We start from the raw sequence: 25,183 nt of genomic DNA, 5'->3' as shown, positions 1-25,183 counted from the left end.
CCGTAATGAGTGACTTCACCTTTCGCCGCCGCCTCGACAATGGCGGTACCCCGCCCCTGGATAAGTGGGGCATGGACTCCGAATATGGAACCCTGCGCGACGTGTTGATAGGGCCCGTGGATAATTTCAGCTGGCGCACCGGCAATGCCAGTGCCCGCCGGGCGGTGCGTCTGGGGATGCAGTTTGATCACAAGGTGGCTGCAGCCCAGCATGCAGAAATGGTCGATGCCTATCGCCATGCCGGGGTGAATACTCACATTATTCCCGCAGATAGCGCGTTGCCTTACCAGATCTATGGCCGTGATTCCTCGGTGATGACCCCCTGGGGCCCGATTGTCACGCAGATGTACAGCCCCTGGCGGCGCGGCGAATGGGCGCCGATCGTAAAGCTCTACCAGGAGCTGGATATCCCCATCTACGACATCATCACCGCCGGCTCCCTGGAGGGGGGGGACTTTATGGTGTTGGAGCCGGGCGTCATTCTCTGCGGCTATTCCGGTGAGCGCACCAGTCCCCAGGGCTTCGAGCAGATGAAAGGCTGGATCGAGCAAGAGGGCTGGGAAGTGAAGGGCTACCCGTTTGACCCCTTCTTCCTGCATATCGACGTGATGGTGGCAATGCTGGCGGAAAAGTTGGCGGCTATCTGTGTCGACGCGGTGGAGCCTGAGCTGGTGCAGTGGTTCCGCGACCGCAAGATCGAGATCATCGATATCCCCTTCCCGCAGGTGCTTGAGCTCGGGGTCAACGTAGTGGCCCTGGGCAATGACCGGGTGATGCTGCCCAGTGCCAACAAGGGGCTGGCGGAGAAGTGCCGCGCCCACGGCCTGGAGGTGATCGACCCGGATATCTCCATGATCACCCCCGGAGGCGGTGGCGTGCACTGCATGTGCCAGCCCCTGCGCCGGGATTCGGTCGCGAAGTAAGCAGCCACTGGCAGGCGCCGCCCCAGGGGGCGGCGTTTTTGCATGATGCGGTGACTCCGGTCAACGGATGTGGTCGATTCGGGACTCCCAAGCCCCGGCCCAGCAGCTAAGATGGTGGCATTATCGCGGCGCGCGGCCCCACCGGGACTGGCGCCTGTCAGCAGACTGTAACCGGAGATGCCCATGCAAAGCTCATGTGCAGAAGTCCAGGCGCAGGTATCCGACCGCGTACTGGAAATCACCATCGTGCGCCCCGAGCGCAAGAACGCCCTCACCATGGCCATGTACCAGGCCATGGCCGATTTGCTGAATACCGCAGCGGAGGACCGGGATGTCCGCGTAGTGGTCATTACCGGTGCCGAAGGCGTATTCACCAGCGGTAATGACCTGATGGATTTCCTCGGGGGGTCCGCCTCCAGCGAGGAATCGCCGGTCTTCCAGTTCATGGTGGCCCTGTACAACTTCCCCAAGCCGGTGATCGCTGCCATCAACGGCCCGGCGGTGGGGATCGGTACCACCATGCTGCTGCATTGCGATATGGCGTTCGCCGGCGAGGACGCGCTGTTCCAGATGCCGTTTGTGAACCTGGGCCTTTGCCCGGAATACGCTTCCAGCTACTTTATGCCGCGCATCATGGGCCATGCCAGGGCAGCGGAGCTGCTCCTGCTGGGCAAGAAATTCGATGCCGCCGAGGCGGTGGAGCTGGGCATCTGCAATGCCGCAGTAGCGGCGGAAGAGGCATTGCCGCGGGCGCGCCAGGTGGCGGCAGAGCTGGCAACCCGAGCACCGGAGGCGGTGCGCCTGAGCAAGCAACTGTTGCGTAAGGGCACCCATGACCGGGGCCTGGAAGTGATCCAGGAGGAGGCCGGTCACTTCCAGAAGCGCCTGCAGTCCGAGGAGTTCAAGGAAGCGGCTACCGCGTTTATGGAGAAGCGCCCCGCGGATTTCTCACGCTTCTAGGCCCGAATCCCAGCCACTATTGCCTCTCTCTTCACTGAAGCCGTTCCCGGTCGGGTGCGGCTTTATTCAACCCCGGGTTCACCGTTGCGGATAAAGGTGGGGGCCTCGTAGGCCCGGTAGTCGACCGGCTCGCTCTGCCAGTTCAGCGGGTTATCCTCGCGGCGCTCGCGGATCGTCTTGCCGAATACGCTGAAATGCGTCTCTTCCATCAGCTGCGTCAATTCCCGGTTGTCGGTCAGCCCGAAAAATACCCCGGCCTGCATAAAACCCTCCAATCGGTGCCGGTCCACCGCCGGTGTCTTGTAACCGCTCTTGGAGGCCGAGAACATACGCCGCAGCCGCGATTCCACCTCAGCGAGATACTGGTCCTTGTCCATTCCTCTACCCTGCAATTCGGATCAGCTGTTATGTGATTATTGAGCGCCAGTTTCAGCGGAATTTGACCGCCGTACCGCTGACGCTGACCATCATCATTGCGCCCTCAGCGCCGACAACTTCGTAATCGATATCGATACCGACAACGCCATCGGCGCCCAGTTCACGGGCCTGCTCCTCCATTTCCTTGAAGGCGATCGCCCTTGCCCTGGACATTTCCTTTTCGTAAGCAGCAGCGCGGCCGCCAACGAAGTCGCGAATGGCACCAAAGAAGTCTTTAAAAACATTGGTACCCATAATTGCCTCGCCTGCGACGACATCGAGATACTCGCGAATTTCCCGACCATCGACAGTGGATGTGGTTGTCCTGAGCATGGTGTTCTCCTTCTGGCACAATGATTCCAGAGGTTACCGCAGGCAGGCAATATCCGTCGACCGGAATCCGGGCATGTGTAAGGTCCGCCTTCGGATGGGCTGATACATGCACTAAGCTGTGTTGAATCGGGGATATGGATGTTAAGGAACGCGGCACGACCGTTGATAAATGAGAACCCTGTTGCAGGGTTGACCCTTCTTGCCACGTAATTATTCAATGTTCTTTGGTCAGGCAACCTATTCTAATCGTAACAATGAGCGGCAATTCACAGGAAGTGCGCTATGCCCCGGATATCACAGGCAATCGCCATCGCCGGGATCCTGATTCTCCTGACCGGGGTGCTAAAAATGCAGTCACCGCCGGAGTCTGTCGATCCCTCCGATATGCCTCTGGTCGCAGGCCAGGGGCAGGGGAATGGCAACGGGCCCAAGAAGGATCCCTGTGAGTGTGATGATGGCGGTGGGGGTAGCGCCAACATCGACGCCATATTGCGGGTGCTGACGCGCAGCAGCGGGGTGTCGCCGGAGACGATCTATTTCTCCGCCCAGGATTCAACCGATACTGCCTGCCAGGATCTTTCCGGTGGCACCGATCCGGTGGCCTGTGCCACCGGCCAGTGGTTCGCCTATCACTTCAATTTCGACGATCCCGAGTCCGGTGAATTCAGCACAACAATGCGCAGCCGAAACCAGCAGGTAGGGTCCAGTCCCCGTGCCATCCATACGTTTGTCTGTACGCCCTCCAGTAGCCGCTATGTCGACGGTGCCTGCGAGTACAATGTCGGTGTAAGGGTGCAGAACCCGAGTGGTGATTACGAAGATGCTTTTACGACGGTACGGGTACTGGCACAGGAGGCCTACTACACGCCGGATAGCACAATCTGTGTTTCTCCTGCCGGGGACTACAATGGTTGTCCTGCAGGGGCCGTCCAGGCATCGGACCTGCCGGCTACTGGCGAGTATGCTGGCAAGCGCGTGTTGCTCCATGCGGGCGAAAGTTTCGGGAGAATCTGCACCGATTACGGCGAGGGGAATATCACCATTGACCGCTACGGTGAGGGTGCACGACCCGTAGTCGAGGACGTGCGTATTGGTGTCGCGGGGCGTTGTGAAGACCGCAGCCCCACTTCGGCACAGGCCCAGGGGTATCCGGAGCTTGTGCAGGATAATCAGGGTAATATTGTCCAGGGCTGGAGTTACAATGTGACTGTCACTGGCATCCGTGCTGGCAATATCAGCGGTGGTATGGCCGCAACCCTGGTGACTGTACACAATGTGGATATGGACTGGTCGGAGACCGGGCAATATTGGGGCACCTTCAGCTTTACCTCGCAGGCGAATTATTGCGGCAAGAATCCGGACATCCTCGATTGCTCGCTGCTCCACTGGCCCTACGGTATCTTCCTGTCCGATTCCGTGCTGAAAAGTCATCCGGACAATCTTCCCAACGTCAATATCGGTTGTATGGACAGTTGCCAGATGGTCAACGGTGGCCTGATTGGAAACGATGTGACCACAGCGATGGAGCACAATGCCCGCTTTATGGGCGTGTGGGGACTGGTAGTTTCCAATGTCTGGCACAGGGGAAATCATATTGGTGGGCGTGGCGGTAAGCACCGGCTCGCCTTGCGGGGCAGTGGTGGATTCGAGAACCTGAATACCACGAAAAATCCTGAGGACTTATCTGGCACGGACTACCTGCGCACCGGGGATATCAGTAACCACTGGGCACCGAGATTCAATTTCGTTGTAGACAGCTTTTTCAATGACACAGTGTTGATGCCGGAACACGACTCGGCAGCCTTTGTCGAGCTCTCGTCCGGTTACCTGTATTCAGGTATGTTCAACAGCCGCTTTTTCCCCGATACCGTGGATAACCTTGCCGCCCAGGTCCGTGTCGGTGGCGTAGATGTTGTTCTGAGGGGCAATCAGTACCATGACAGTAATCCAGCTTGCCGGCAGGATAATGGCGAGTTGCACGACGAGAGCCAGATTTTTACCGATGCAGAGGGTTGTACTCCGGTTAGCTCGGGGACTGCCCCGATGCCCGACGTGCCGGGGCGTTGAGCTGAACCCGGCCAGCAGACCCTGTAGGCAGCCCGGTGTTACTCCGTGGGAACTACGAATACCTCGCGGACATTGGCCCTAGGTGGTGCGTTGACAGCGAACAGTACAGCGTCGGCAATGTCTTCCGGGTCGAGCTTGTCGGGCTTCGGCTCGTCGAAGAACTCCGTGTTTACCATCCCCGGGGCAATAACGGTACAGCGCCCGTTCCACTCCGCCATTTCCTCTGCCAGGTTGGCCCCGAAGCCGTGTACGAACCACTTGGAGGCACCGTAGACCGATCCCTTGATCGGCATCCGGCCAGCCTGGGAGCCGGTCATGATGAAGTGACCACGGGAACTGCGCAGGTGCGGCAGGGCGAGCTTTGCTGTCCAGAGCAGGGCGCGGATATTGACGTCTATCACCTGTTGCCATTCGCCAGGGTCACCCGCCTCGGTCCCTGGCTGTGAGATGCCGGTGCCGGCGTTGGCAAATACCACGTCCAGCTGCCCGAACCGGTTGATGGCTGTTTTCACCACTTTTTCAAGCTGGTTCCAATCCGCAACATCGGCCGGGACAGCCACGGCGTTATCAGCTCCCAGCTCTGTTACCAACGAATCCAGGGCGTCCTCCCTGCGGGCGGTGAGGACCAGTCGCATTCCTGCGTGGCCGGCTTTCAATGCCGTAGCTCGCCCGATGCCACTTGAGGCGCCGGTGATTAACATGACTTTGCCTGCCATTTGTATACTCCTAATTGTATTGGAGGGATTTGCAGTAGCAACTTAGGACAAGATTTCGTGTCCAGCCTATTTCTTGCCGGGCTGCCAATAAAGTGGCGCCGTAAACCATGGCTGTCACCATAGGCCAACTGGAACTTTGTGCGCTGGAATACAGGGTGGGGCGGGGCACATCGGTAAGACGGGGGGAGTGAGCGCCCCGGAAAGCGCCGATACCGGGCTTGCCGGGGCCTGGCGATATACCTAGACGGCGATTCGCGCAGATGGCTCGGCTTGCTGGATCTGCACCAGAATGCCGTCCCAGAGTCGGATTCTCCCCTCTATCGCTTGTTCCGCGGCCCTGAACGCGCGGGCCCGAGCGTGATCACAACCCCCAATCAGGTTTTCGAGAATCTTCTGTGCGGCAGGTCCATGCTCATCCCCATCAAGATCAATGTGTCTCTTCAGGTAATATGTCATGCGGGGAATGCGGTGCTCATCCACCCCCCACTGGTCCAGTAGCCGGGTAAACATCTCGGGGATGGCATCCTCCCGACCGTAGAGAAAGTTTGCCGCAACCTCTTCATTGCCACCGGTCAGGGCAAGCTGGATGTTTGCGCGCACGAACTCCCGCACGAAATCCGGTGTGTCGGCTTCCTCCAGGGCTGTTTCCAGGTCCTCCCCACGTTCCAGTGCTGCGATAAACGTGAGGAAGCAGGATGCATCCGCCTCGATTTCTTCCATGGCCTCAAGGTACATGGTCAGGTGGCTCGCAGGCTGCCCGTCAAAGTTCAGGTCGGTTTCCTCGTAAAACACGATTTCATTGATCAGGCGGGCGGCGAAGATGTTTTCCGGGTTTTTCCAGGGGAGCGTGACGCAGGTCAGGGAGTTCTGTAGCCGTTTCACGAGGGTCATGAAATCCCATACCGCAAATATGTGGATGCTCATGAAGTCACGTAACTGGTCAAGGGTGGTAATGCTCCGGTAGAGCTCGTGGTGCTGGAGGGTCTCTGTGACGGATTGCAGCTGATTTTTCATACACTTCTGTCCTTGTTTTATTGCTTATTAACCAAGGTATTTCGCGTACGACAGTGTTGTGTGTCGTTGTGTCTGGAAGTCACATCGCTCGTGGAGCCGTCTGTCGCGGCCTTTCACTACTATTGCCGAGCTTTTGCCCGAAGTGTTTTACCCCCTGTTCCCCCTCGTCTACTGCAAATTGCCCTTGCGTCAATGAGCGACGGTCCTTTGCATCTATGAATTGCCAGCCCCGTAATGGTGCAGGTTGGGAGCTAGGTTTGTTTGCGAAATGATCGGCGCGGGAATGGAATAAGCCCTAGCGCCAAATTCATCTTCACCACTCGAGAGTCAACGAGGAACTGGCACAGTGCAACCTATTTTTTGCCTGATGTAGAAAAAAGTGCCTCGTATCACACTTTTTATAGGAAATATTTTCACTAGGACTGAGGGGAAGCTTTGGGGTTCTCTGGCACAAGACAGGGAGAGTGAATCAGGACAGGGGACATCCAATACCGATGCCTCCCCCATATTTGCTCGCTCGATTAACCAGGCTCGCGTGGCCGCAGTGTCAATTGGGTATGGTACGAGTGAGCTGTTTGTGTGCCGGAACGGGAGTCGTAGTTGACCCGGGTGGAGCTGGATCCAGTTGCCATTCGGTACAGCAAGGCTACAGGCGACTGCTGGCAGGCTTCATTTGCTGGAGAGGAGAAGTCATTGGCCGCCAACCATGCGCAGCCCAGGCTTTTGCTGGATGACAGCCACCAAGGGATGCCCCGGTGGTTGTTGGTCGATACCTAACCCCGCCCCCCAAACTCAGTTGCGAGGGACTGGGGTATCCGGGTAGATCACAGTCGGCTGCTTCACTGTTGCTCAAGATTTCCAGGCGGGGCCTTAATCGACCAGTGCAAATTCAATCTTGCGACGTTCCATATCAACGCGTACTACCCGCACCTCGATCTCATCTCCGAGGGCAAAACTCGTATTGCTGCGCTCGCCGGTAAGGCACTGCCTGGCGGCATCAAAGTGATAGTAGTCTTTCTTCAGTGCCGTCACGTGTACCAGGCCTTCAACCTGAATCTCGTCAAGCTCGATAAACAGGCCGAAGTTGGTGACGCTACTTACCTGGCCGGGGAAGGTCTCGCCAACAAAGTCCTGCATGAACTCACATTTCAGCCACGCCTCCACATCCCAGCTCGCCTTGTCGGCGCGGCGCGAGGCGGTAGAACAATGTACAGCGAGAGTCTCCATTGCCGCCATGTCGTAGGGGTAGCTCTTGTGCGGGGCGAGGCGTTCCGCGCTGTCAAAGCGCTTCACCGCTGCCTTGCCTGCGCCGAAGATGGATCTAATCGCCCGGGGCAAAAGGTTACGCTGCACTGGCTGGCGGATCACTGAGCGAATGGCCCTGTGTACCATCAGGTCCGGATACCGGCGAATGGGCGAAGTAAAATGGGCATAGGCGGAATAGGCCAGGCCGAAATGGCCACGGTTATCCGGGCTGTACTCCGCCTGGCTGAGTGATCGCAGCATCATGGTGCGGATGGTTTGTGCATCGCTACGTTCGCCTGCCTGGGTCAGTAGCTGGTCGAAATGCGCGGGGCGGGGCTTGTTGCCGCCGGCCAGCTTGAGTCCCCTGGCGTTAAGGAAGGCGCGCAGGGTAGTCAGCTTTTTATCCTGCGGGCCTTCATGCACCCGGTACAGTGCCGGCATCTTCCGTTGCTTGAGGAAGTCTGCGGTCGCCACGTTGGCGCTCAGCATGAATTCCTCAATCATCTTGTGTGCATCATTGCGGATGACGGGTACTATCCTGTCAATCTTGCGGTCTTCGGTGAACCTGAATTGCACTTCCGGCTTTTCAAAATCCATTGCGCCGCGCTTGGTACGGGCTTTTTTCAATACCGCATACAACTGATGCAGTGCGTGGATGTGAGGTGCCGTTTCCTTGAGTTGGCGAGCGGTCTGGCGACCCAGCTTGGAGTCCGGGGCTGTCAGGAACGCGTTTACCTGGTTATAGGTCAGCCTGGCATGAGAGTGAATAACACCTTCTGAAAAGGTGTAACCAGTCATTTTCCCGGACTTGCTGATTGTCATCTCACAGACCATAACCAGCCGGTCAACCTGCGGGTTGAGCGAGCACAAACCGTTGGACAGTGATTCCGGCAACATGGGTACCACGCGGCCGGGAAAGTACACCGAGGTTGCGCGCTTCCGGGCTTCCTCGTCGAGCGCACTTCCCGGGGCTACGTAGTGCGAAACATCCGCAATTGCCACGAACAGGCGCCAGCCACCGGACGCAACATTTTCACAGTAGACGGCATCGTCGAAGTCTTTGGCGTCCTCGCCGTCGATGGTTACAAATGGCAGTTTTCTCAGGTCGGCACGATGCAGCTTGTCTGCCTCGGGTACCTCACTGCCCAGTTTTTTCGCCGCCCGCAGGGCATCCTGCGGCCAGCTGTGGGGGATCTCATGGCTGCGGATTGCTACATCGATTTCCATGCCCGGCCCCATCGAGTCGCCCAGCACCTCGGTTACGCGCCCGAAGGCATTGTAGCGACGGCTCGGGAACTCGGTGATATCTACGGAGATGTACTGGCCGGGCTTTGCGCCCATCAATTCGTCTCGATCGAGGTCAATTTCGTGGGCGATACGGCTGTTTTCCGGCTTGAGGAAATAGTGGTCATCCTCAAACTGCAGCCGGCCCACAAGCTGCTGTGTATTGCGTTCAATGACACTGACAATAACGCCGAGCTTGCGCCCGCGCCGATCGGTACCACTGATGCGGGCCTGCACCCGGTCACCGTCAAAGACGGTCAGCATTTCGTTGTCTGACAAGAACAGGTCTTCTTTCAGTGCATCAGTACTCAGGAAGCCGAAACCATCCGGGTGGCCGATGACACGGCCGCTTACCAGGTCCTCTGCTTTAACCAGGCTGTAGCCCTTGCGGCGGTCAAAGGCAATTTGTCCGTCACGCTCCATTGCCCGCAACCGGCGGCGCAATGCCTCTTTCTGTTCATCGCTGTTGAGTTCAAGGACTGTTGCCAGCTTCTCACGGTCAAGGGCTTTTTTATTGTTCTCGAGCAAGCTCATAATGAACTCGCGCGCGGGAATTGGGTGGCTGTATTTTTCAGCATCGCTGGGATTAAACGCAGCTACTGGGGCTTTTCTCATAAAATTCTCTCGGGAAAACCGCCAATAAAATTGCGCTTGGTGAGAACTTGAGTGATGTGGCAGGGCAGATCAGGTGTTACTCGGCAAGGTATGCAGGCGGAATGGCTCAAAGGTGTTGAGCGGGTGTTACTAGTGGCCATTCAGACTGTCACCAGTCTGAAGGCCGGTCTTTCAGGTTGGGAGACCCGGAGGTTGCCTCTCAACCGGGGTGGCATCCGGGCCACCCAGCAGCGGACCTTTGCAGGGCCGGCTGTAAATGTGAGCCTGTTGGCTCAGACACAAACAATGTTTTCAGCTTGCGGGCCTTTGGGGCCCTGGGTTACGGAGAACTCAACAGCCTGGCCTTCGGCCAGGGTTTTGAATCCTGAGCTGACGATTGCGCTGAAGTGTGCGAACACATCAGGGCCAGACTTCTGTTCAATAAAGCCAAAGCCTTTTGACTCGTTAAACCACTTAACGGTACCGGTCGTCGAATTAGACATGGTGATTTCCTGTAAACAACTATTGATCAGCCTTTATGGGGCGCGGGTAGTAAAAAAAGACTGGAATTTAGATGCTGCAGGACGAAGAAATACAGATGCGACGAAACTGAGGATTTAAACAAGAGGCTTACTTTTAACTGTAGGCACTGTAGGGCCTCTTGGGAAGTAAGTCAAAGGTTTTTTAGAGGGGCGGACCTTGGGTATATCGGTACTGCATTTCCAGGCATTGGAGGGAGGTTTTACTGCCAATAATGCCGATAGAGAAACGTAGATCTGGCCGTTGGTGCCCCAGGAGGGAGGCGAAAGGGGGATGACAGGAGTGGCTAGACGCCTTGCAATCCAACTAGAGCTCTTCGGGGCGGCCCCGGGCGCCTTGTGAATAGCTTAGTCAGAGATTGTGGTGGCGCCCTGATAGTCTGATGGCGGGAGTGATTCGTCGCTGCGCTCCTCACCCCTGCGGGGCGGCCCTTCGGCCGTCTTAACGCGCTTCGCGCGTTGATCGAACCCGGGCGCTATGTATTCCACTCTTGCTCCGTCAGCGGATGTTGTAGAGAGCTGGAACTCATGATGGCGGGAGTGATTCGTCGCTTTCGCTCCTCACCCCTTCGGGGCGGCCGTTCGGCCGTCTTAACGCGCTGACGCGCGTTGATCGAACCCGGCGCATTTGCATTCCACTCGCGACAGCTCTGCCAAATTAAAAAAGGCCCGCTACCTTGCGGTAGCGGGCCTTTTTAATTTGGTGGAGATGGCGGGAGTCGAACCCGCGTCCGTCAGCACTCTGCCATGAGCTCTACATGCTTAGGTCCATCTATTGATTTAGCCGCATACAGCCCGATGGGCAGGACGTAATTGGCGAGCCTGAATAAGTTTTAACCCTTCCACGTCAGGCACGCTTCAGGGCGATCCAGTTCTGTATGACAGCCAGCAGCGCGGTACTGGAACCTTGCTGAAGGCTGCTAAGGGACGAACCCTTAGTTAGTGCTTCACAGGCTGCTTACGCAGCGAGTTGGGCACCGTAGTTGTCGTCGTTGGCAACTAATAGATTGCAGCTTTGGATTTACGTGATTCGCTACCATCACGGCATGCACCCATGGTTTCGTCACCGGCGTCGAATCCAAGTCATCCCCGATGCAAAACCCTGTGTGGTCTAGGACTTAGTATACCGGATTTTGTTCCCGGACAATATGCCCCGACACGACCAGATGGTGAAGATGGTCGCGGATGGCCAGTTATGGACGGCCAGTCGCGACCAGAAAGTCATCAGCCCAGCAATACCGACTGGGCGAAAGCGGCGAAGATCAGCAGCGGGCACACGATGCGCACGTACCAGGGCCAGATCTTCCAGAACAGGGTTCTCTCGATGCCCTCGTGGCCCTTCTCCAGCTCCGTGAGCAGTTGGTCACGGCGCCAGATCCAGCCGGCGAAGATACACAGGGACACGCCCAGCAGGGGCTGGCCGTACTCGGTGCTGATGCTGATGACCAGCCCGAACAGGGTATCGAAATTGAAGATGATCAGACTGCTGATGGCAAAAATGACCAGGCCGACCAACATGGTCGCCCGTTTGCGCCCCAGCTTCAGGTTCTCGATGGAGAAGGCAACGGGGACTTCCAGCATGGAGATGGAGGACGTCACCGAAGCGATGGTCATCAGGGCGAAGAAGGCGATGGCCACGAACAGGCCGGCGGTGCCCATGGTGTCGAACAGGGCCGGCAGCACCTGCAGGATCAGGCCCGGCCCGGCGATCAGCTCGCCGCTTTCGGAGAAGATCTGGGTGCCCGCTTCCTGGGCCACGTACATGGCCGGCAGGATCAGCAGGCCGGCGGTGAAGGCGATGCCCACGTCGATCAGGGTTACCAGGGCGCCCAGCCGCGGCAGGCTCTCCTGCTTGCTCAGGTAGGAGCCGTAAATCAGCATAGTGCCCACGCCCAGCGACAGGGAGAAGAAGGCCTGGCCCATGGCGGACACCAGCAGCTGCGGTGACAGGTGGCTGAAGTCGGGCATCAGGTAGACCTCGAGGCCGGTCATGGCGCCGGGCTGGGTCAGTACGTAGATGATCAACAGCAGCAACAGGATGATCAGCGCGGGCATCAGCAGGGTGGACCAGCGCTCGATACCCTTCTCCACGCCGCTGGCAATGATCACCATGGTGATGGAGCTGAACAGGGCGGTAAACAGGAGGTTGCGGGATGTGCTGCTGCCGGTCAGCCACTCGGCGGCGCCGCCGGCTCCCCACAGTTGAGCAAAGGGCTCCACCAGGTGCGCGACCATCCAGCCGGCAACAATGGAGTAAAAGCTCAGGATAAGCGATGCCACCAGGATGCCACCGAAGCCGGTGAGGTTGGCAAAAAAGCGGCTTACCGGGCCCTCGGCCACGCCGCGCAGCGCCTGGACCATGTTACGGCGTGCGTGGCGGCCAATGGTGAGTTCGGCCATCAGGGCCGGGTAGGCCAGCAGGAAGGCCAGGATCAGGTAAACCACCACGAAGGCGGCGCCACCATTGCCGGCGGCCTTGGTGGGGAAGCCCCAGATATTGCCCAGGCCAACGGCGGAGCCCGCCGCGGCCATCAGGAAGCCGATGTTGGAGCTGAATTGTCCTCTCGGTGCACTCATGAGTAACCCTGTAATTATTTTTCTATCGGGCGCCGGCGCCCTACTACTTGTGTTCGGTGCGCATCAGGCGCTGTTTCTCGCGGTTCCAGTCGCGCTTCTTCTCGGTCTCGCGCTTGTCGTGATGGGCCTTGCCCTTGGCGAGGGCGATCTCGCACTTGATCAGGTGCTTCTTCCAGTAGAGCGCGGTGCAGACGACGGCATAGCCCTTCTGGTCGACAGACGCAATCAACTTGGCCAGCTCGCGCTTGTTGAGCAGCAGGCGGCGGGTGCGGTCGGGCTCGGTGACGAAGTGGGTAGAGGCGCTGGGCAGCGGCTGGATGCGCGCACCCAGCAGCCAGGCCTCGCCATTCTTGAAAATGACGTAGCTGTCCGTCAGCTGGGCCTTGCCCTCGCGGCAGCTTTTCACTTCCCAGCCCTGCAGTTCCATACCCGCCTCGAACTTCTCCTCGATGAAGTAGTCGTGGCGCGCCCGCTTGTTCAGGGCGATGGTACGGGAGGAGTTTGCGCTTTTCTTTTTGGCCATGGATACAACAAGTGCCTGATTAGAAGAAACTGTGCCCGAAGTACTTCTCGGCTACTGTGTTGATAAACACCAGTAGCAGGATCAGGGGGATGAAAGTCCCCAGGGAGAAGTTGACGTACTTCTGGGAGAGGCTGCCGGCAAAGCTGGGGTCACCTTCCTGCAGCTCGCGGTCGAAATTGGCCCGCTTCCACTTGTAGATGACGAATAGGCATACCAGCAGGCCGTTCAGTGGCAGGATCGTAGAATAAAAGATCAGCTCTACCAGATCAAAGAAAGACTTGTTCTCGCCGGCGATGGATACAAACTGGGTTAGCCAGTCGGCCATGCCGAACGACATGGCGCAGGCAATGGCCAGCACCAGTTGTATGGCGGCGATGCTGTAGATCGCTTTCTTGCGCTCCATGCCGCGCTCGTCACACAGGGTCGCTACCGGCACCTCGATAATGGAGACCAGCGAAGTGATCGCGGCCACCAGCACCAGGAAGAAGAATACCGCTGCGAAGGCGCTGGCCCCGAAGTAGCCGATATTTTCCTGCAGGGCGAGGAAGATCTTCGGCAGGAACAGGAAAATCATGCCGGCCGAGGAGTCACTCAGTTCGGTGGGGTCGATCTGCGGATTGAAGTGGAAAATGGTGGGCAGGATCAGCAGGCCCGCGGTAAATGCCACCAGGGTGTCGGTCAGGGCCACGGCCTTGGCGGAACCCGGGATCGAGTCCCGCTTCTTCATATAGGAGCCGTAGGTAATCATGATGCCCATACCCAGCGACAGGGAGAAGAAGGCCTGCGCCATGGCATTGTTGACCACCTCGGCGTTGAGCTTGGACAGGTCGGGGGTCAGGTAGTACTTGACGCCCAGCATGGCGTTTTCCTGGGTCAGCACGAATATCACCAGGCCCAGCAGCATCACGAACAGCATCGGCATCAGGGTCTTGGCGGCGCGCTCGATACCGTCCTTGACCCCCATGGCGAGTATGCCGTTGATGATCAGCATCAGCACCACCAGGTAAGCGAACACGATGGGGGAATTGATGAACTGGCCGAAATGCTCGCCGGCAGCCAGCTGGTCCAGGTTGCCGCCCAGGGTTGCCACCAGGTAGCCGAGTACCCAGACGGTTACCACCAGGTAAAAGACAGCGATCATGAATGGGGTGATCAGGGCAAACCAGCCGGGAATACGCCAGCCAATGGAGCCCCCGGAGACCTGGCGGTAGGCGCCAACCGGGTCCTTGTCGCTTTTACGACCCAGTGCCAGCTCGGCCATCATCACGGGAAGGCAGATCAGGAACACAAACAGTGCATATACCAGCAGGAAGGCCCCGCCGCCGCTCTTGGTGGCGGCGACCGGAAAGGCCACCAGGTTGCCGATTCCCACGGCGGAACCCGCCGCGGCGAGGATAAACCCCAGTCGCGATCCAAAATGCTCTCTTGCTGCGGACATAGTACTCTCGCTTGCCTGTTATTCTTGTCTTTACACCGCTGGCAGCGGCGACCGGCCGGGCACCCCGGCCGGATAAAGCTGCGATTGTTGCAGGAATTGACTTGCTTGAGTAGCGCCGACTGGCAAAATTGCCCGCTCCGCGCGCGGAAATGGCCGTGTGGGCGGCAGTATTGGAAAGATTGGAAAGCATGGCAGAGATAGAGCGCAGTGCACTGGTGATGTTCAGTGCAGAGCAGATGTTTGACCTGGTGAACGATGTGGAGAGCTATCCCCAGTTCCTGCCCGGCTGCAAGAGTGCTGAAATTTTGCACAGTGACGAGAATACCCTGGAGGCGCGCCTGGAGCTCAGCCGGGCCGGTATCCACCAGAGCTTTGTCACCCGCAACCAGCTGGAGCGGCCGACGCGCATGACGCTGGAGCTGGTGGACGGCCCGTTCGAGCACTTCGAGGGGCTCTGGCACTTCTCGCCGCTGGCACACGACGCCTGCAAGGTGAGCTTTGCGCTGTCTTTCCGGCTGCGCAACCGGCTGGTGGCAGCGGCTGTGGGCAAGCTGTTCAGTGAGCTGGCCAACCAGATGGTGCGGGTCATGTGTGAACGCGCCGAGCACGTATACGGGAAACCGCAATGACCGATATGAAGACAATTGCCGTGGAGGTGGTGTACGCACTGCCGCACGAACAGCGGCTGGTGAGCCTGCTGGTACCGCCCGGCACCACGGCGACCGAGGCCCTGGTCCGTTCCGGATTGCCGGAAGAGTACCCGGGGATCGATCCGGCGACGGCGCGGCTGGGCATCTTCGGCCAGGCGCTGGGGACCAAGGGGCTGGCGGTGGCCGATCAGTATGAGCTGAAGCCGGGAGATCGGGTGGAGGTATACCGGCCGTTGATTGCAGACCCGAAAGAGGCCCGCAAGCAGCGTGCGGAGAAGGCCCGGCGCAAGGCGCAGGAGACCGGTGGTAAAGCGGATTAAATGGCCGCGCTGCCCGGTGTTTTGGGCAGGCAGCAGCCGGGGCGCCGCTGAAGGAAGGCTGTTACTGCGGCCAGCCGGCCGGCTGCCAGTCGCCGCTGGTGGCAATCAGCAGGTCGCCATTGAAGTAGACGGAGAACTTCTTCTGTTCCACTTCGCCCTTTGGGTCGCGCACGCGGTTCACGTAATCCCAGCGATTGGCGTTGAAGGTGTCTTCGAGCAGCGGTGTACCCAGCACGAAGCGCACCTGCCGGCGGGTCATGCCCGGCTTGAGCTGGTTTACCATTTCCTGGGTAATGATATTGCCCTGCTGGACTTCGATCCGGTGCACGCCCGGAAACTTGAACAGGCTGCAGGCGCTGATCAGTGCGCAGAGGCCGGCAATGGCGAGGGCTTTCAGGGTCGTTGGCATTCAATGCTCCATTGTTATCTCGATGCTGGCGGAACCGGCTTGCCGGGCCGGGAATGGTCCACCTGGGTAAGGGTAGGCGCCCCGGGGCGCTGAAAGTTCCCGTTGCCGGCGCCTCACGCCCCCTCATATCAGGGGAGGCGGCTGTGCCGGGGCCGGGCCAGGGAGCGCCGGGGTTCCGCTGACTACGCTCGGCGTGGATAATACCGCAAGAGTTGGCGAGCTGACAGGCATCGGAGTGCCTGTCTGTGTCCGGCCGCCCCGGTTACATCCGGGCCGGTAACTGGCTGTATCGCCGAAACCAGAAGAATTTTCCCGGGAAACTGATCCATGTCGAACGAAAACCAGGAACTGCGCAAAGCCGGTCTCAAAGTGACGCTGCCGCGAGTCAAAATCCTGCAGCTGCTCGAGAACGCGAGTGAGCAGCACCTGAGCGCTGAAGATGTCTACAAGTTGCTGCTGGACGCCGGGGAGGATGTTGGCCTGGCGACGGTGTATCGCGTCCTGACACAGTTTGAGAGTGCCGGGCTGGTGATGCGACACAACTTCGACGGCGGGCACTCGGTGTTCGAGCTGGATCGCGGCGACCACCACGACCATATGGTGTGTACCGATAGCGGCAGGGTAATCGAGTTCCACAATGAGGAAATCGAGCGCCTGCAGCAGCAGATCGCCGAGGAGCACGGTTATGAGCTCACCGGGCACAGCCTGGTGTTGTATGTGAAGAAAAAGGATTCCTGACCGGTCAACCGGAAAGCCGCTCCCCCACTATGGGGGCGGCCCATGGCCACGACAACCCGGCTGTTAACCCGGGTTCTCCCCCTCCCTTCATGCCTGTCTTTGGCGGACCCTCACCTCGAGCGTTACCCCGGCCACCAGCGAATTGGTCACCAGGCACCTTTCCTCCGCCTTGTGCAGTAGCCGCTCCGCTTCCCCGGTGTCACCACCTGCGGGTATCTCCAGTTCGGCCGAGATGGTAAATGCGGTGAACTGTGTCTTGCGGTCGCGCCGGTCGAGGGTGCCGTTCGCCTCGCAGGCCAGGGAGTGCCACTCCAGTTGCTTGAATGTTGCGATCGCCCGGAAAGTAAGGATGAAGCAATCCGCCAGCGCTGCCACCAGCAGGTCCTCCGGCGACCAGTGATCCCCGGGCCCGCCAAACTGTACCGGCGGCGCGGAGGTCAGGGGTTCAACCCCATCTGTGGATAACTCGACATCACTGCCGGGATCGGCCCGGGCGGCCACCCGGTACTGGTGGGGAAGTTCCTGCATGGCCTGGCACCTCACAAAGCGCTGAGTCGCCAAAGGCTAGGGTCAGGCGCCCCGGGCCACCAGCCTCGGGCCTTGCCCCGTGGCTGGTGCATATCGCTGCGGTCCATGCACCCTGCGGGTGTGCAGGCTGCGTTATTTGTGGGGACGGCCCATGGTCGTGATCGGTTGCGCCGAGCGCCTTACGCCGGCGGCGTGTAGCGCTGCGGGAACTTGCCAATCTTGTCGGCATAGAAGTCACGGAACCGTTCCAGCTCGCGGGCCAGGTCGGCGCTCATTTCAAAGGCCGGCCCCATGCCCACTTCTTTCCTGGGGAAATTGATGAACCCGCATACCACCGGCACACCGGCACCGCGGGCAATATGGTAAAAGCCGGTCTTCCAGCGTTCCGCCATACCGCGGGTGCCTTCCGGCGGCACGGCGATCACCAGGGAGGCGCTGCGCTTGAACTGCTCCACCGTTGCCTCGACCAGGTTATTGGCCTTGCTGCGGTCCACGGCGATGCCGCCAAACCACCGCATCATGCCGCCCAGCGGGAACTTGAACAGCTTGTCCTTCCCCATCCACTGGGGCACCAGGCCCAGCTTGAGGGCGGTGAGGATAAAGTAGTAGCCATCCCAGTTGGTGGTATGCGGGGCGCCCAGCAGTACGTATTTCTTCAGTTTGAGCGCCGATTCGTCAGCGACCACCCGCCAGCCGTGCAGTTTCAGCAACAGCTTCGCGACCTGGCGCAGGATCGGGGTGACAATCGGTGTGTTGAAAATGGTTCTCTGCATGAAATCAGCCAGATTGAATGTTGGCGGCGAATTATAGAGGCATTTCGGCGCCAATTCCGGTTAATTGCGGCTTTTATCAGTGTAGGGTGAATTGTCCCCGCCACGCGGCTGCAACAGCCGGGGCGCCCGCCAGAGTGGAAAGGGAAGGCCCGGGAGCCGGGGCGCTATGCTCCCCCGTCAGGCGCGGGAGAGCATCTCCCCGGCGTGGGCCAGGGACTGTGCGGTGGTTTCGCCGCCCAGCATGCGGGCGATCTCTTCCCGGCGCTCCTGGTCCTTGAGTTCCCGCAGCGCCACGAATGCGGCGTCTCCGTCGCTGTGCTTCTCCACCAGGTACTGCCGGTGGGCCCGCGCCGCCACCTGCGCCAGGTGGGTTACGCAGATCACCTGGCCGGTGCGGCCGTTGCGGCCCTCGCCCAGTTGCCGCAGCAGGCGCCCGACAACATCGCCGGTGGCCCCGCCGATACCCACGTCCACCTCGTCGAAAACCAGGGTGGGGGTGCGGGAGGTCTGGGCGGTGACTACCTGGATTGCCAGGCTGACCCGCGACAGTTCGCCCCCGGAGGCGATCTTGCCCAGCGGCCGTGCCGGCTGGCCGGGGTTGGTGGCGATCAGGATTTCCACCTCTTCCAGGCCGGTGGCCGCCGGTTTTTCCTGTGGCTGCAGCGCCAGCTCCACCCGGGCGTGGGGCATGGCCAGGTCGGCCAGCTGCCCGTTCACCGCGGCGGCCAGTTTTTCGGCCGCGCCGGCGCGCAGTTTGCCCAGCTTGCCGGCGGTGGCCCGGTAGGCCTGTTCCAGTTCCCGGCACTCGGATTCCAGCCGGTCCAGTGCATCCGGTGCGCCAATTTCGTCCAGTTCCGCCTGCAGCTGCTCCTGTAGCCCGGGCAGCTCCGGTGGCTGCACGCGGTGCTTGCGTGCGGCCTGGTAAATGGCGCTGAGCCGCTCCTCCACCTCTGCCAGGCGTTCGGGATCCATCTCGAAGCGATCGATATGCCGCGTCAGGGTGCCGGCGGCTTCGTCCACCTGGATCCGGGCGCTGTCGAGCATCTGCGCCACCTCGGTCAGCTCCGGCGACTGCTCCGGCATGGCCGTGAGCAGCTGCAGGGCCCGGTGCAGGTGCTCGGAGATATCCCCCTCCCCGCCGGTGAGCATGGCTGCAAGCTGGTAACTGCCGCTGAGGATCTGGCCGGCATTGGCCAGCTGGCGTTGCTCGCTCTCGAGTTCAGCGATTTCGCCCGCTTGCAGGTCCAGCTGGTCCAGCTCCTCCAGCTGGTATTGCAGCAACTGCCGGCGCGCCTCGGTTTCCTCGGCACTGTCCGCCAGGCTGCGGTAGCGGCGGTACTGGTCCTGCCAGGTCTTGAAATGAATGCGGGTCTCCGCAGCCAGCTCGCCGGCACCGGCGAACTCGTCCAGCAGTCGCCGGTGGGTGTCTTTTTTGAGCAGGGACTGGTGCTCGTGCTGGCTGTGGATATCGATCAGCTGCTCGCCCAGGGCGCGCAGCTGCAGCAGGGTCACCGGCTGGCCATTGATATAGGCCCGGGAGCGCCCGTCGGCACTGATGGTGCGCCGCAGGATTACCTCGTGGCCGGTGTCCAGTTCCTGCTCTTCCAGCCAGGTGCTGGCCTCCGGATGGTCACTGATATCGAAAGTCGCGTGGATGTCGGCCCGTTTCGCCCCGGCGCGGACCAGCTCCGCATTGCCGCGGTCGCCGAGGGCCAGGCCCAGGGCGTCGAGGGTGATGGACTTACCGGCCCCGGTCTCGCCGGTCAGGGTGCTGGTGCCGGAGCCAAACTCCAGTTCCAGCTGGTCCACCAGGGTGAATTGGCTGATAGACAGGTGCAGCAACATAGGGATCGCTTCTGGCTCAATTGTTATCTGTGTATTTATACAGTAATCGCCGGCGGGTCGCTACCGCCACCCGGTGACATTACAGTGCGCGGGGAGGCGGTCAAGCGCCGCGCTGGCGGGGCGCGTGGCGAGTTTCCGGGATAACCCCTTGAACTGCATGGGCAAGGCCCCATATACACCTGCACTGTCCGCCCGGCATGGCACGCCCGGCTTGGCGCCCCCGGCGGACATCATATTTGAACCAACTGACAGTCGACGCGACGGAGAGAGCAGTGGCCAGAGAGCGCAGCGAAGAAGATCAGATTGACGAGGGGACGCCGCATCCCGAGGCACTGACCGCGGAAGAGGCGGCAGCCGAGGAAACCAGTGCGAGTGCCGAGGTAGAGGAACCCTCCCCCGAAGAGCAGCACGAGGCAGAGGAGGCCCTGCACGCGGAGCCCGACAGCCCCGAGGCACTAAAGGGGGAGATCCTGGGCCTGCAGGAGCAGCTGGCGATCCAGAAGGACCTGGCCATGCGCGCACAGGCCGAGGCCCAGAACGCGCGCCGCCGCGCCCAGCAGGATGTGGAGCGGGCGCACAAGTACGGCGTGGAGAAGCTGCTGCAGGATTTCCTGCCGGTGGTGGACAACCTGGAGCGGGCGCTGTCCAGCATCGACCGCGAGGACGAGGCCAACAAGGCCATCATCGAGGGTATCGAGCTGACCCATAAGTCCTTCGTGGACACCCTGGCAAAGCATTCCGTGGAAGTGGTGAACCCGGCCGGCGAGCCATTCGACCCGGAACGGCACCAGGCCATGACCCAGGTCCCCAGTGGTGATGTGGAGCCCAATACGGTGCTGGATGTATTCCAGAAGGGCTATGTACTGAACGGCCGCCTGTTGCGGCCGGCAATGGTAGTGGTGAGCAAGTCCCCGTCGTGACTGCACACCCCTTTGTCGGGGGCAGGCCCGGAGAATCGGGCAGCCCGGGCAGAGGATCGGGCATAAAGCCCCTTGAAATTGTAAGGCCGGCACCAATATAGCTGGCAACTGAACGAAAACTTGCGCTCCCGCCGGTATCGGGCGGGAAGCGGCGAAAAAGTGAGGAACATACTGATGGGAAAAATTATCGGCATCGACCTGGGAACCACCAACAGTTGTGTGGCAGTCCTGGATGGTGACAAGGCGCGCGTGATCGAGAACGCCGAGGGCGATCGCACCACCCCGTCCATCGTGGCGTTCACCGATGACAACGAGATCCTGGTGGGCCAGTCTGCCAAGCGCCAGGCGGTTACCAACCCGCAGAATACCCTGTATGCGGTCAAGCGCCTGATCGGTCGTAAATTCAAGGACGATGTGGTGCAGAAGGACATCAAGATGGTGCCCTACAGCATCGTCGAGGCCGATAACGGTGATGCCTGGGTAGAAGTGAAGGGCGACAAGAAAGCGCCGCCGCAGGTTTCCGCCGAAGTACTGAAAAAAATGAAGAAGACCGCCGAGGATTTCCTGGGCGAGACCGTCGATGCAGCGGTGATCACCGTCCCGGCCTACTTCAATGATTCCCAGCGCCAGGCCACCAAGGACGCGGGCCGCATCGCCGGCCTGGACGTAAAGCGCATCATCAACGAGCCCACCGCGGCCGCGCTGGCTTATGGCCTGGACAAGCAGGGCGGTGACCGGACCGTGGCGGTCTACGACCTGGGTGGTGGTACCTTCGATATCTCCATCATCGAGATTGCCGATGTCGACGGCGAGAAGCAGTTCGAGGTGCTGTCCACCAATGGTGACACCTTCCTCGGCGGTGAGGATTTCGACCTGCGCCTGATCGACTACCTGGCAGAGCAGTTCAAGAAGGACCAGGGCATCGACCTGAAAGGCGACCCGCTGGCCATGCAGCGCCTGAAGGAAGCGGCCGAGAAAGCCAAGATCGAGCTTTCCTCCAGCCAGCAGACCGAGGTCAACCTGCCGTACATCACCGCAGATGCCTCCGGTCCCAAGCACCTGGTGGTGAAGCTGACCCGCGCCAAGCTGGAGAGCCTGGTGGAAGAGCTGGTCGAGCGCTCCCTGGGGCCGGTCAAGACCGCCCTGGCTGATGCCGACCTGGCGGCCTCCGGCGTGGACGAGGTGATCCTGGTGGGCGGCCAGACCCGTATGCCGCTGGTGCAGAAGAAAGTAACCGAATTCTTTGGCAAGGAGCCGCGCAAGGACGTCAACCCGGATGAGGCGGTGGCCATGGGCGCTGCAATCCAGGGCGCGGTCCTGGCCGGCGATGTGAAAGACGTACTGCTGCTGGACGTTACCCCGCTGACCCTGGGCATCGAGACCATGGGCGGCGTGGCGACCCCGCTGATCGAGAAGAACACCACCATCCCGACCAAGAAGTCCCAGGTGTTCTCCACCGCGGATGACAACCAGACCGCTGTGACCATCCACGTGGTCCAGGGCGAGCGCAAGCAGGCGTCCGAGAACAAGTCACTGGGTCGCTTTGACCTGGCTGACATCCCGCCGGCGCCGCGCGGTGTGCCGCAGATCGAAGTCGCCTTCGACATCGATGCCAACGGCATCCTGCACGTGCACGCGAAGGACAAGGCCACCGGCAAGGAGCAGTCCATTGTGATCAAGGCTTCCTCCGGCCTGAGCGAGGAAGAGATCGACAAGATGGTGCAGGACGCCGAGGCCAATGCCGAGGCGGACAAGCAGTTCGAGGAGCTGGTAACCACCCGCAATACCCTCGACGGCATGATCTCTGCCACCAAGAAGACCCTGGAAGAGGCTGGCGACAAGGCCACTGCCGAAGAGAAGTCCGCGATCGAGGCGGCCATCTCCGAAGCGGAAGAGGCCGTCAAGGGCAACGACAAGGACGCCATGGAAGCGGCCACCAACAAGCTGACCGAGGCTTCCGGCCCGCTGGCACAGAAGATGTACGCCGAGCAGGCGCAGGCGGCACAGGGTGCCGAGGGCGCAGCCGAGGCGGAGCAGGGCGGCCAGCAGTCCGGTGGTGACGACGCGGTGGACGCGGAGTTCGAGGAAGTGAAGGACGACAAGAAAGAGGACAAGTAAGCCCTCCCTGCGCGCGGGTGGCTGGTGGCTTCCCGCGCAAAGACAAACCTCGAGGCGCGGCGGCAATTCTGCGGAACTGGCCACCGCGCCTCAGTTAGTTAAGACAGAACACACTTTTTATGTCGAAGCGCGATTATTACGAAGTCCTCGGTGTCGAGCGGGACGCCTCCGAAAAAGACCTGAAAAGGGCCTATCGACGGGTGGCTATGAAGTATCACCCGGACCGGAATCCCGACGACAAAGAGTCGGAGAACAAGTTCAAGGAGGCCAACGAGGCCTACGAAGTCCTGTCCGACCCGCAGAAAAAAGCAGCCTATGACCAGTTTGGCCACGCCGGTGTGGAAGGCCAGATGGGCGGCGGTGGCGGTGCCGGCGGTTTTGGTGGATTCTCCGATATTTTCGGCGATGTGTTCGGCGACATCTTTGGCGGTGGCGGCGGCCGTCGCGGCGGCCCGCAGCGCGGCTCGGACCTGCGTTACGACCTGGAGCTGGATCTCGAGGACGCCGTGCGCGGTACGACTGTGCAGATTCGCGTGCCGACCCTGGTGGGTTGCAAGACCTGTGACGGTTCCGGGGCCAAGCCGGGCTCGAATCCCCAGACCTGTGGTACCTGTGGCGGTGTAGGCCAGGTGCGTATGCAGCAGGGCTTCTTTGCCGTGCAGCAGACCTGCCCCAACTGCCGCGGTCGCGGCACCATCATTACCGATCCCTGTGGCAGCTGCCATGGTGCCGGCCGGCTCGAGGAGACCAAGACCCTGTCGGTTAAAGTTCCTCCCGGCGTGGACAGCGGCGACCGTATCCGCCTGTCCGGCGAGGGCGAGGCGGGCCCAGAGGGCGGTCCTCCCGGGGACCTCTATGTGCAGGTGGTGGTGAAGGAGCACGAGCTGTTCCAGCGCGACGGCAAGAACCTCTACTGCGAGGTGCCGATCAGCTTTGTCACCGCGGCCCTGGGCGGTGAAATGGAAGTGCCCACCCTGGACGGCAAGGTAAAGCTGAAGATCCCGGCAGAGAGCCAGACCGGCAAGCTGTTCCGCCTGCGCGGCAAGGGCGTCACGCCCGTGCGCGGCGGTGCCCCGGGCGACCTGCTGTGTCGGGTGGTGGTGGAAACACCGGTCAACCTGAGCACTCGCCAGAAGGAGTTGCTGGAGGAATTTTCCGGCACCCTGAGTGAGAAGAAAAACTCACCCCGCCAGACCGGCTGGTTCGAGGGCGTGAAGAATTTCTTCGGGGACATGAAGCTTTAAGGGCCTTGGGCCCCAATTCCTCCCTCCCGCTTCTTACCGCGCCGGCCGGCACGGGGAAGCGGGAGGGAATCCCTCACATCTCCGCCAGTCGCCGGCGAAACTCCTCGTGGTACTCGAGCTGTAACTCCTTGAGAGACTGCAACTGCTGTTCATCGAGGATGTCCACCAGTTGTGCGCGAGTCTCGGCGCGAATGGCAATCATCTTCGCATCGATTTCCTCGCGCTGTTTCTGCGTCAGTTCCGGTGGCTCCCCGGAGAGGAAGCCATAGCCCTTCAGCATTTCCTTTTTGCGGCGGAAGTTCTCCTGCAGGATCGGCAGGACGGTATCCTCCTGCTCGGGGGTCAGGTTGAGCTTCAGGGTCACCCAGTCGGTGACGTCGTCATATTTTTCCCAGAAATCCTCCCCCAGCCCTTTTTCTTCCTCCCGGGCGCAGCCGCTGGCCAGCCCCAGCAGCAGGGCCAGGATAGCCAGGGCCAGGCCGGCATTGGCGGGGAATCTGGTGTTTCTCAGGTGGTGCATGGTTGCCTCTCCAGGGGGGTATGCACCAGATTCTAGATGGCACGGGCAGTGCGGTGGGTCCCCGGGCGGAACCGTCCGCCTGAATTGTACTGGCGCAGTCAGCCCGGCTTGCCGGCGCAGTCGATACAACGGGTGATGGTTGGGTCTGCGCTGAGTCGGGCCGGCTCGATGGCATCGTCACAGATAAAGCAGAAACCAAAGTCGCCGCTGTCGATGCGTCGCAGGGCGCCGTCGATGCCCCGCAGCAGGGCCTGCCGCCGCCGGTCGGAGTCCAGTGCTATCTGCTGCGCCTGCAGGGCCTCCATGCGCGACAGGCGGCCGACGCTGGACTGGTCCAGGGTTACCGTCTGGCTGCCGCGCTGCGCTATCTCTTCCAGCGACAACAGTTCTGCCCGTAGGGCCTGCAGCCGCAGGCGGAAGTCCGCGAGTTCCGATTCGTTCATGCAGTAGGGCCATTTTTGTTGTTATAAAGGGGAATACTACTACAG

Annotated in this window: 24 protein-coding genes and 1 other RNA gene; 9 read left to right on the top strand and 16 right to left on the bottom strand. The window is 60.5% G+C overall.

The features are described 5' to 3' along the window. Nucleotides 1–5: 5 nt before the first annotated feature. Nucleotides 6–923: a dimethylarginine dimethylaminohydrolase family protein gene (locus LVD10_RS06735; protein ID WP_233006248.1), complete on the top strand. Its 918-nt coding sequence runs from the start codon at nucleotides 6–8 to the stop codon at nucleotides 921–923. A gap of 183 nt (nucleotides 924–1,106) precedes the next feature. Further along, a complete protein-coding gene (locus tag LVD10_RS06730; protein ID WP_233006247.1) occupies nucleotides 1,107–1,883 on the top strand; it encodes an enoyl-CoA hydratase in 777 nt (258 codons plus the stop codon). 62 nt (nucleotides 1,884–1,945) lie between these two features. Here the strand turns inward: LVD10_RS06730 and LVD10_RS06725 are convergent, their stop codons facing one another. Continuing rightward, on the bottom strand, nucleotides 1,946–2,260 hold the full coding sequence (locus LVD10_RS06725; protein WP_233006246.1) for a hypothetical protein: 315 nt from the start codon (nucleotides 2,258–2,260) through the stop codon (nucleotides 1,946–1,948). Between the two features lie 52 nt (nucleotides 2,261–2,312). Beyond that, complete coding sequence (locus LVD10_RS06720) at nucleotides 2,313–2,633, bottom strand: heavy metal-binding domain-containing protein (RefSeq protein ID WP_233006245.1); 321 nt, start codon at nucleotides 2,631–2,633, stop codon at nucleotides 2,313–2,315. Between the two features lie 282 nt (nucleotides 2,634–2,915). Between LVD10_RS06720 and LVD10_RS06715 the strand changes: the two genes are divergently transcribed. After that, on the top strand, nucleotides 2,916–4,700 hold the full coding sequence (locus LVD10_RS06715) for a DUF5011 domain-containing protein (protein WP_237062578.1): 1,785 nt from the start codon (nucleotides 2,916–2,918) through the stop codon (nucleotides 4,698–4,700). Between the two features lie 38 nt (nucleotides 4,701–4,738). Here the strand turns inward: LVD10_RS06715 and LVD10_RS06710 are convergent, their stop codons facing one another. From LVD10_RS06710 to LVD10_RS06675, 8 genes are all read right to left on the bottom strand, one after another. Further along, on the bottom strand, nucleotides 4,739–5,416 hold the full coding sequence (locus LVD10_RS06710; protein WP_237062576.1) for an SDR family oxidoreductase: 678 nt from the start codon (nucleotides 5,414–5,416) through the stop codon (nucleotides 4,739–4,741). A 240-nt stretch (nucleotides 5,417–5,656) separates the two neighbouring features. Then, a complete protein-coding gene (locus LVD10_RS06705) occupies nucleotides 5,657–6,430 on the bottom strand; it encodes a DUF3050 domain-containing protein (RefSeq protein ID WP_233006242.1) in 774 nt (257 codons plus the stop codon). Between the two features lie 870 nt (nucleotides 6,431–7,300). Next, the gene (gene rnr, locus LVD10_RS06700; protein ID WP_233006241.1) at nucleotides 7,301–9,574 is read right to left on the bottom strand and encodes a ribonuclease R; all 2,274 of its coding nucleotides are present in this window, start codon (nucleotides 9,572–9,574) and stop codon (nucleotides 7,301–7,303) included. A gap of 272 nt (nucleotides 9,575–9,846) precedes the next feature. Next, entirely contained in the window at nucleotides 9,847–10,056 is a 210-nt protein-coding gene (locus tag LVD10_RS06695) for a cold-shock protein (protein ID WP_233006240.1), read from the bottom strand. 737 nt (nucleotides 10,057–10,793) lie between these two features. Then, nucleotides 10,794–11,183: a transfer-messenger RNA gene (ssrA, locus tag LVD10_RS06690) on the bottom strand. Between the two features lie 133 nt (nucleotides 11,184–11,316). Continuing rightward, nucleotides 11,317–12,669, bottom strand: coding sequence for a sodium-dependent transporter (locus LVD10_RS06685; protein ID WP_237062568.1), 1,353 nt, complete (start codon nucleotides 12,667–12,669; stop codon nucleotides 11,317–11,319). A gap of 43 nt (nucleotides 12,670–12,712) precedes the next feature. Then, entirely contained in the window at nucleotides 12,713–13,192 is a 480-nt protein-coding gene (gene smpB / locus LVD10_RS06680) for an SsrA-binding protein SmpB (protein ID WP_233006231.1), read from the bottom strand. A 19-nt stretch (nucleotides 13,193–13,211) separates the two neighbouring features. Next, on the bottom strand, nucleotides 13,212–14,630 hold the full coding sequence (locus LVD10_RS06675) for a sodium-dependent transporter (protein ID WP_233006230.1): 1,419 nt from the start codon (nucleotides 14,628–14,630) through the stop codon (nucleotides 13,212–13,214). Nucleotides 14,631–14,818: 188 nt separating this feature from the next. Between LVD10_RS06675 and LVD10_RS06670 the strand changes: the two genes are divergently transcribed. Together LVD10_RS06670 and LVD10_RS06665 are read left to right on the top strand one after the other, a co-directional pair. Then, on the top strand, nucleotides 14,819–15,259 hold the full coding sequence (locus tag LVD10_RS06670) for a type II toxin-antitoxin system RatA family toxin (RefSeq protein WP_233006229.1): 441 nt from the start codon (nucleotides 14,819–14,821) through the stop codon (nucleotides 15,257–15,259). Next, nucleotides 15,256–15,600, top strand: coding sequence for an RnfH family protein (locus LVD10_RS06665; protein ID WP_237062566.1), 345 nt, complete (start codon nucleotides 15,256–15,258; stop codon nucleotides 15,598–15,600). Before LVD10_RS06670 ends, LVD10_RS06665 begins: the two co-directional genes overlap by 4 nt. Nucleotides 15,601–15,661: 61 nt before the next feature. Here LVD10_RS06665 and LVD10_RS06660 read toward each other — a convergent pair whose 3' ends face one another. Then, nucleotides 15,662–16,009 (bottom strand): outer membrane protein assembly factor BamE, encoded by a 348-nt coding sequence (locus LVD10_RS06660; protein ID WP_233006227.1) that lies wholly within the window; start codon nucleotides 16,007–16,009, stop codon nucleotides 15,662–15,664. 327 nt (nucleotides 16,010–16,336) lie between these two features. Between LVD10_RS06660 and fur the strand changes: the two genes are divergently transcribed. Next, nucleotides 16,337–16,747 (top strand): ferric iron uptake transcriptional regulator, encoded by a 411-nt coding sequence (gene fur, locus LVD10_RS06655; RefSeq protein ID WP_233006226.1) that lies wholly within the window; start codon nucleotides 16,337–16,339, stop codon nucleotides 16,745–16,747. 87 nt (nucleotides 16,748–16,834) lie between these two features. Here fur and LVD10_RS06650 read toward each other — a convergent pair whose 3' ends face one another. The 3 genes from LVD10_RS06650 to recN all read right to left on the bottom strand — a co-directional run bounded on the left by LVD10_RS06650 (nucleotide 16,835) and on the right by recN (nucleotide 19,893). Next, complete coding sequence (locus LVD10_RS06650) at nucleotides 16,835–17,275, bottom strand: OsmC family protein (protein WP_237062564.1); 441 nt, start codon at nucleotides 17,273–17,275, stop codon at nucleotides 16,835–16,837. A gap of 179 nt (nucleotides 17,276–17,454) precedes the next feature. Then, on the bottom strand, nucleotides 17,455–18,048 hold the full coding sequence (locus LVD10_RS06645) for a 1-acyl-sn-glycerol-3-phosphate acyltransferase (protein ID WP_233006224.1): 594 nt from the start codon (nucleotides 18,046–18,048) through the stop codon (nucleotides 17,455–17,457). A 177-nt stretch (nucleotides 18,049–18,225) separates the two neighbouring features. Continuing rightward, nucleotides 18,226–19,893 carry a DNA repair protein RecN gene (recN, locus tag LVD10_RS06640; protein ID WP_233006223.1) on the bottom strand — a complete coding sequence of 556 codons (1,668 nt, stop codon included), beginning with the start codon at nucleotides 19,891–19,893 and terminating at the stop codon, nucleotides 18,226–18,228. 272 nt (nucleotides 19,894–20,165) lie between these two features. Between recN and grpE the strand changes: the two genes are divergently transcribed. From grpE to dnaJ, 3 genes are all read left to right on the top strand, one after another. Then, nucleotides 20,166–20,813 (top strand): nucleotide exchange factor GrpE, encoded by a 648-nt coding sequence (gene grpE, locus LVD10_RS06635; protein ID WP_233006222.1) that lies wholly within the window; start codon nucleotides 20,166–20,168, stop codon nucleotides 20,811–20,813. Nucleotides 20,814–20,987: 174 nt separating this feature from the next. After that, nucleotides 20,988–22,931, top strand: coding sequence for a molecular chaperone DnaK (dnaK, locus tag LVD10_RS06630; protein WP_233006221.1), 1,944 nt, complete (start codon nucleotides 20,988–20,990; stop codon nucleotides 22,929–22,931). 119 nt (nucleotides 22,932–23,050) lie between these two features. After that, complete coding sequence (dnaJ, locus tag LVD10_RS06625; RefSeq protein WP_233006220.1) at nucleotides 23,051–24,175, top strand: molecular chaperone DnaJ; 1,125 nt, start codon at nucleotides 23,051–23,053, stop codon at nucleotides 24,173–24,175. A gap of 73 nt (nucleotides 24,176–24,248) precedes the next feature. On the opposite strand, the gene LVD10_RS06620 is transcribed toward dnaJ, so the two are convergent. Together LVD10_RS06620 and LVD10_RS06615 are read right to left on the bottom strand one after the other, a co-directional pair. Beyond that, nucleotides 24,249–24,695 carry a hypothetical protein gene (locus tag LVD10_RS06620; protein WP_233006219.1) on the bottom strand — a complete coding sequence of 149 codons (447 nt, stop codon included), beginning with the start codon at nucleotides 24,693–24,695 and terminating at the stop codon, nucleotides 24,249–24,251. Nucleotides 24,696–24,793: 98 nt separating this feature from the next. After that, nucleotides 24,794–25,138: a TraR/DksA family transcriptional regulator gene (locus LVD10_RS06615; protein ID WP_237062562.1), complete on the bottom strand. Its 345-nt coding sequence runs from the start codon at nucleotides 25,136–25,138 to the stop codon at nucleotides 24,794–24,796. Between the last annotated feature and the right edge of the window lie 45 nt (nucleotides 25,139–25,183).

The organism is Microbulbifer zhoushanensis, from assembly GCF_021729055.1.
Lineage (GTDB): Bacteria > Pseudomonadota > Gammaproteobacteria > Pseudomonadales > Cellvibrionaceae > Microbulbifer > Microbulbifer zhoushanensis.
This window is presented reverse-complemented; position numbering and strand designations above follow the sequence as displayed.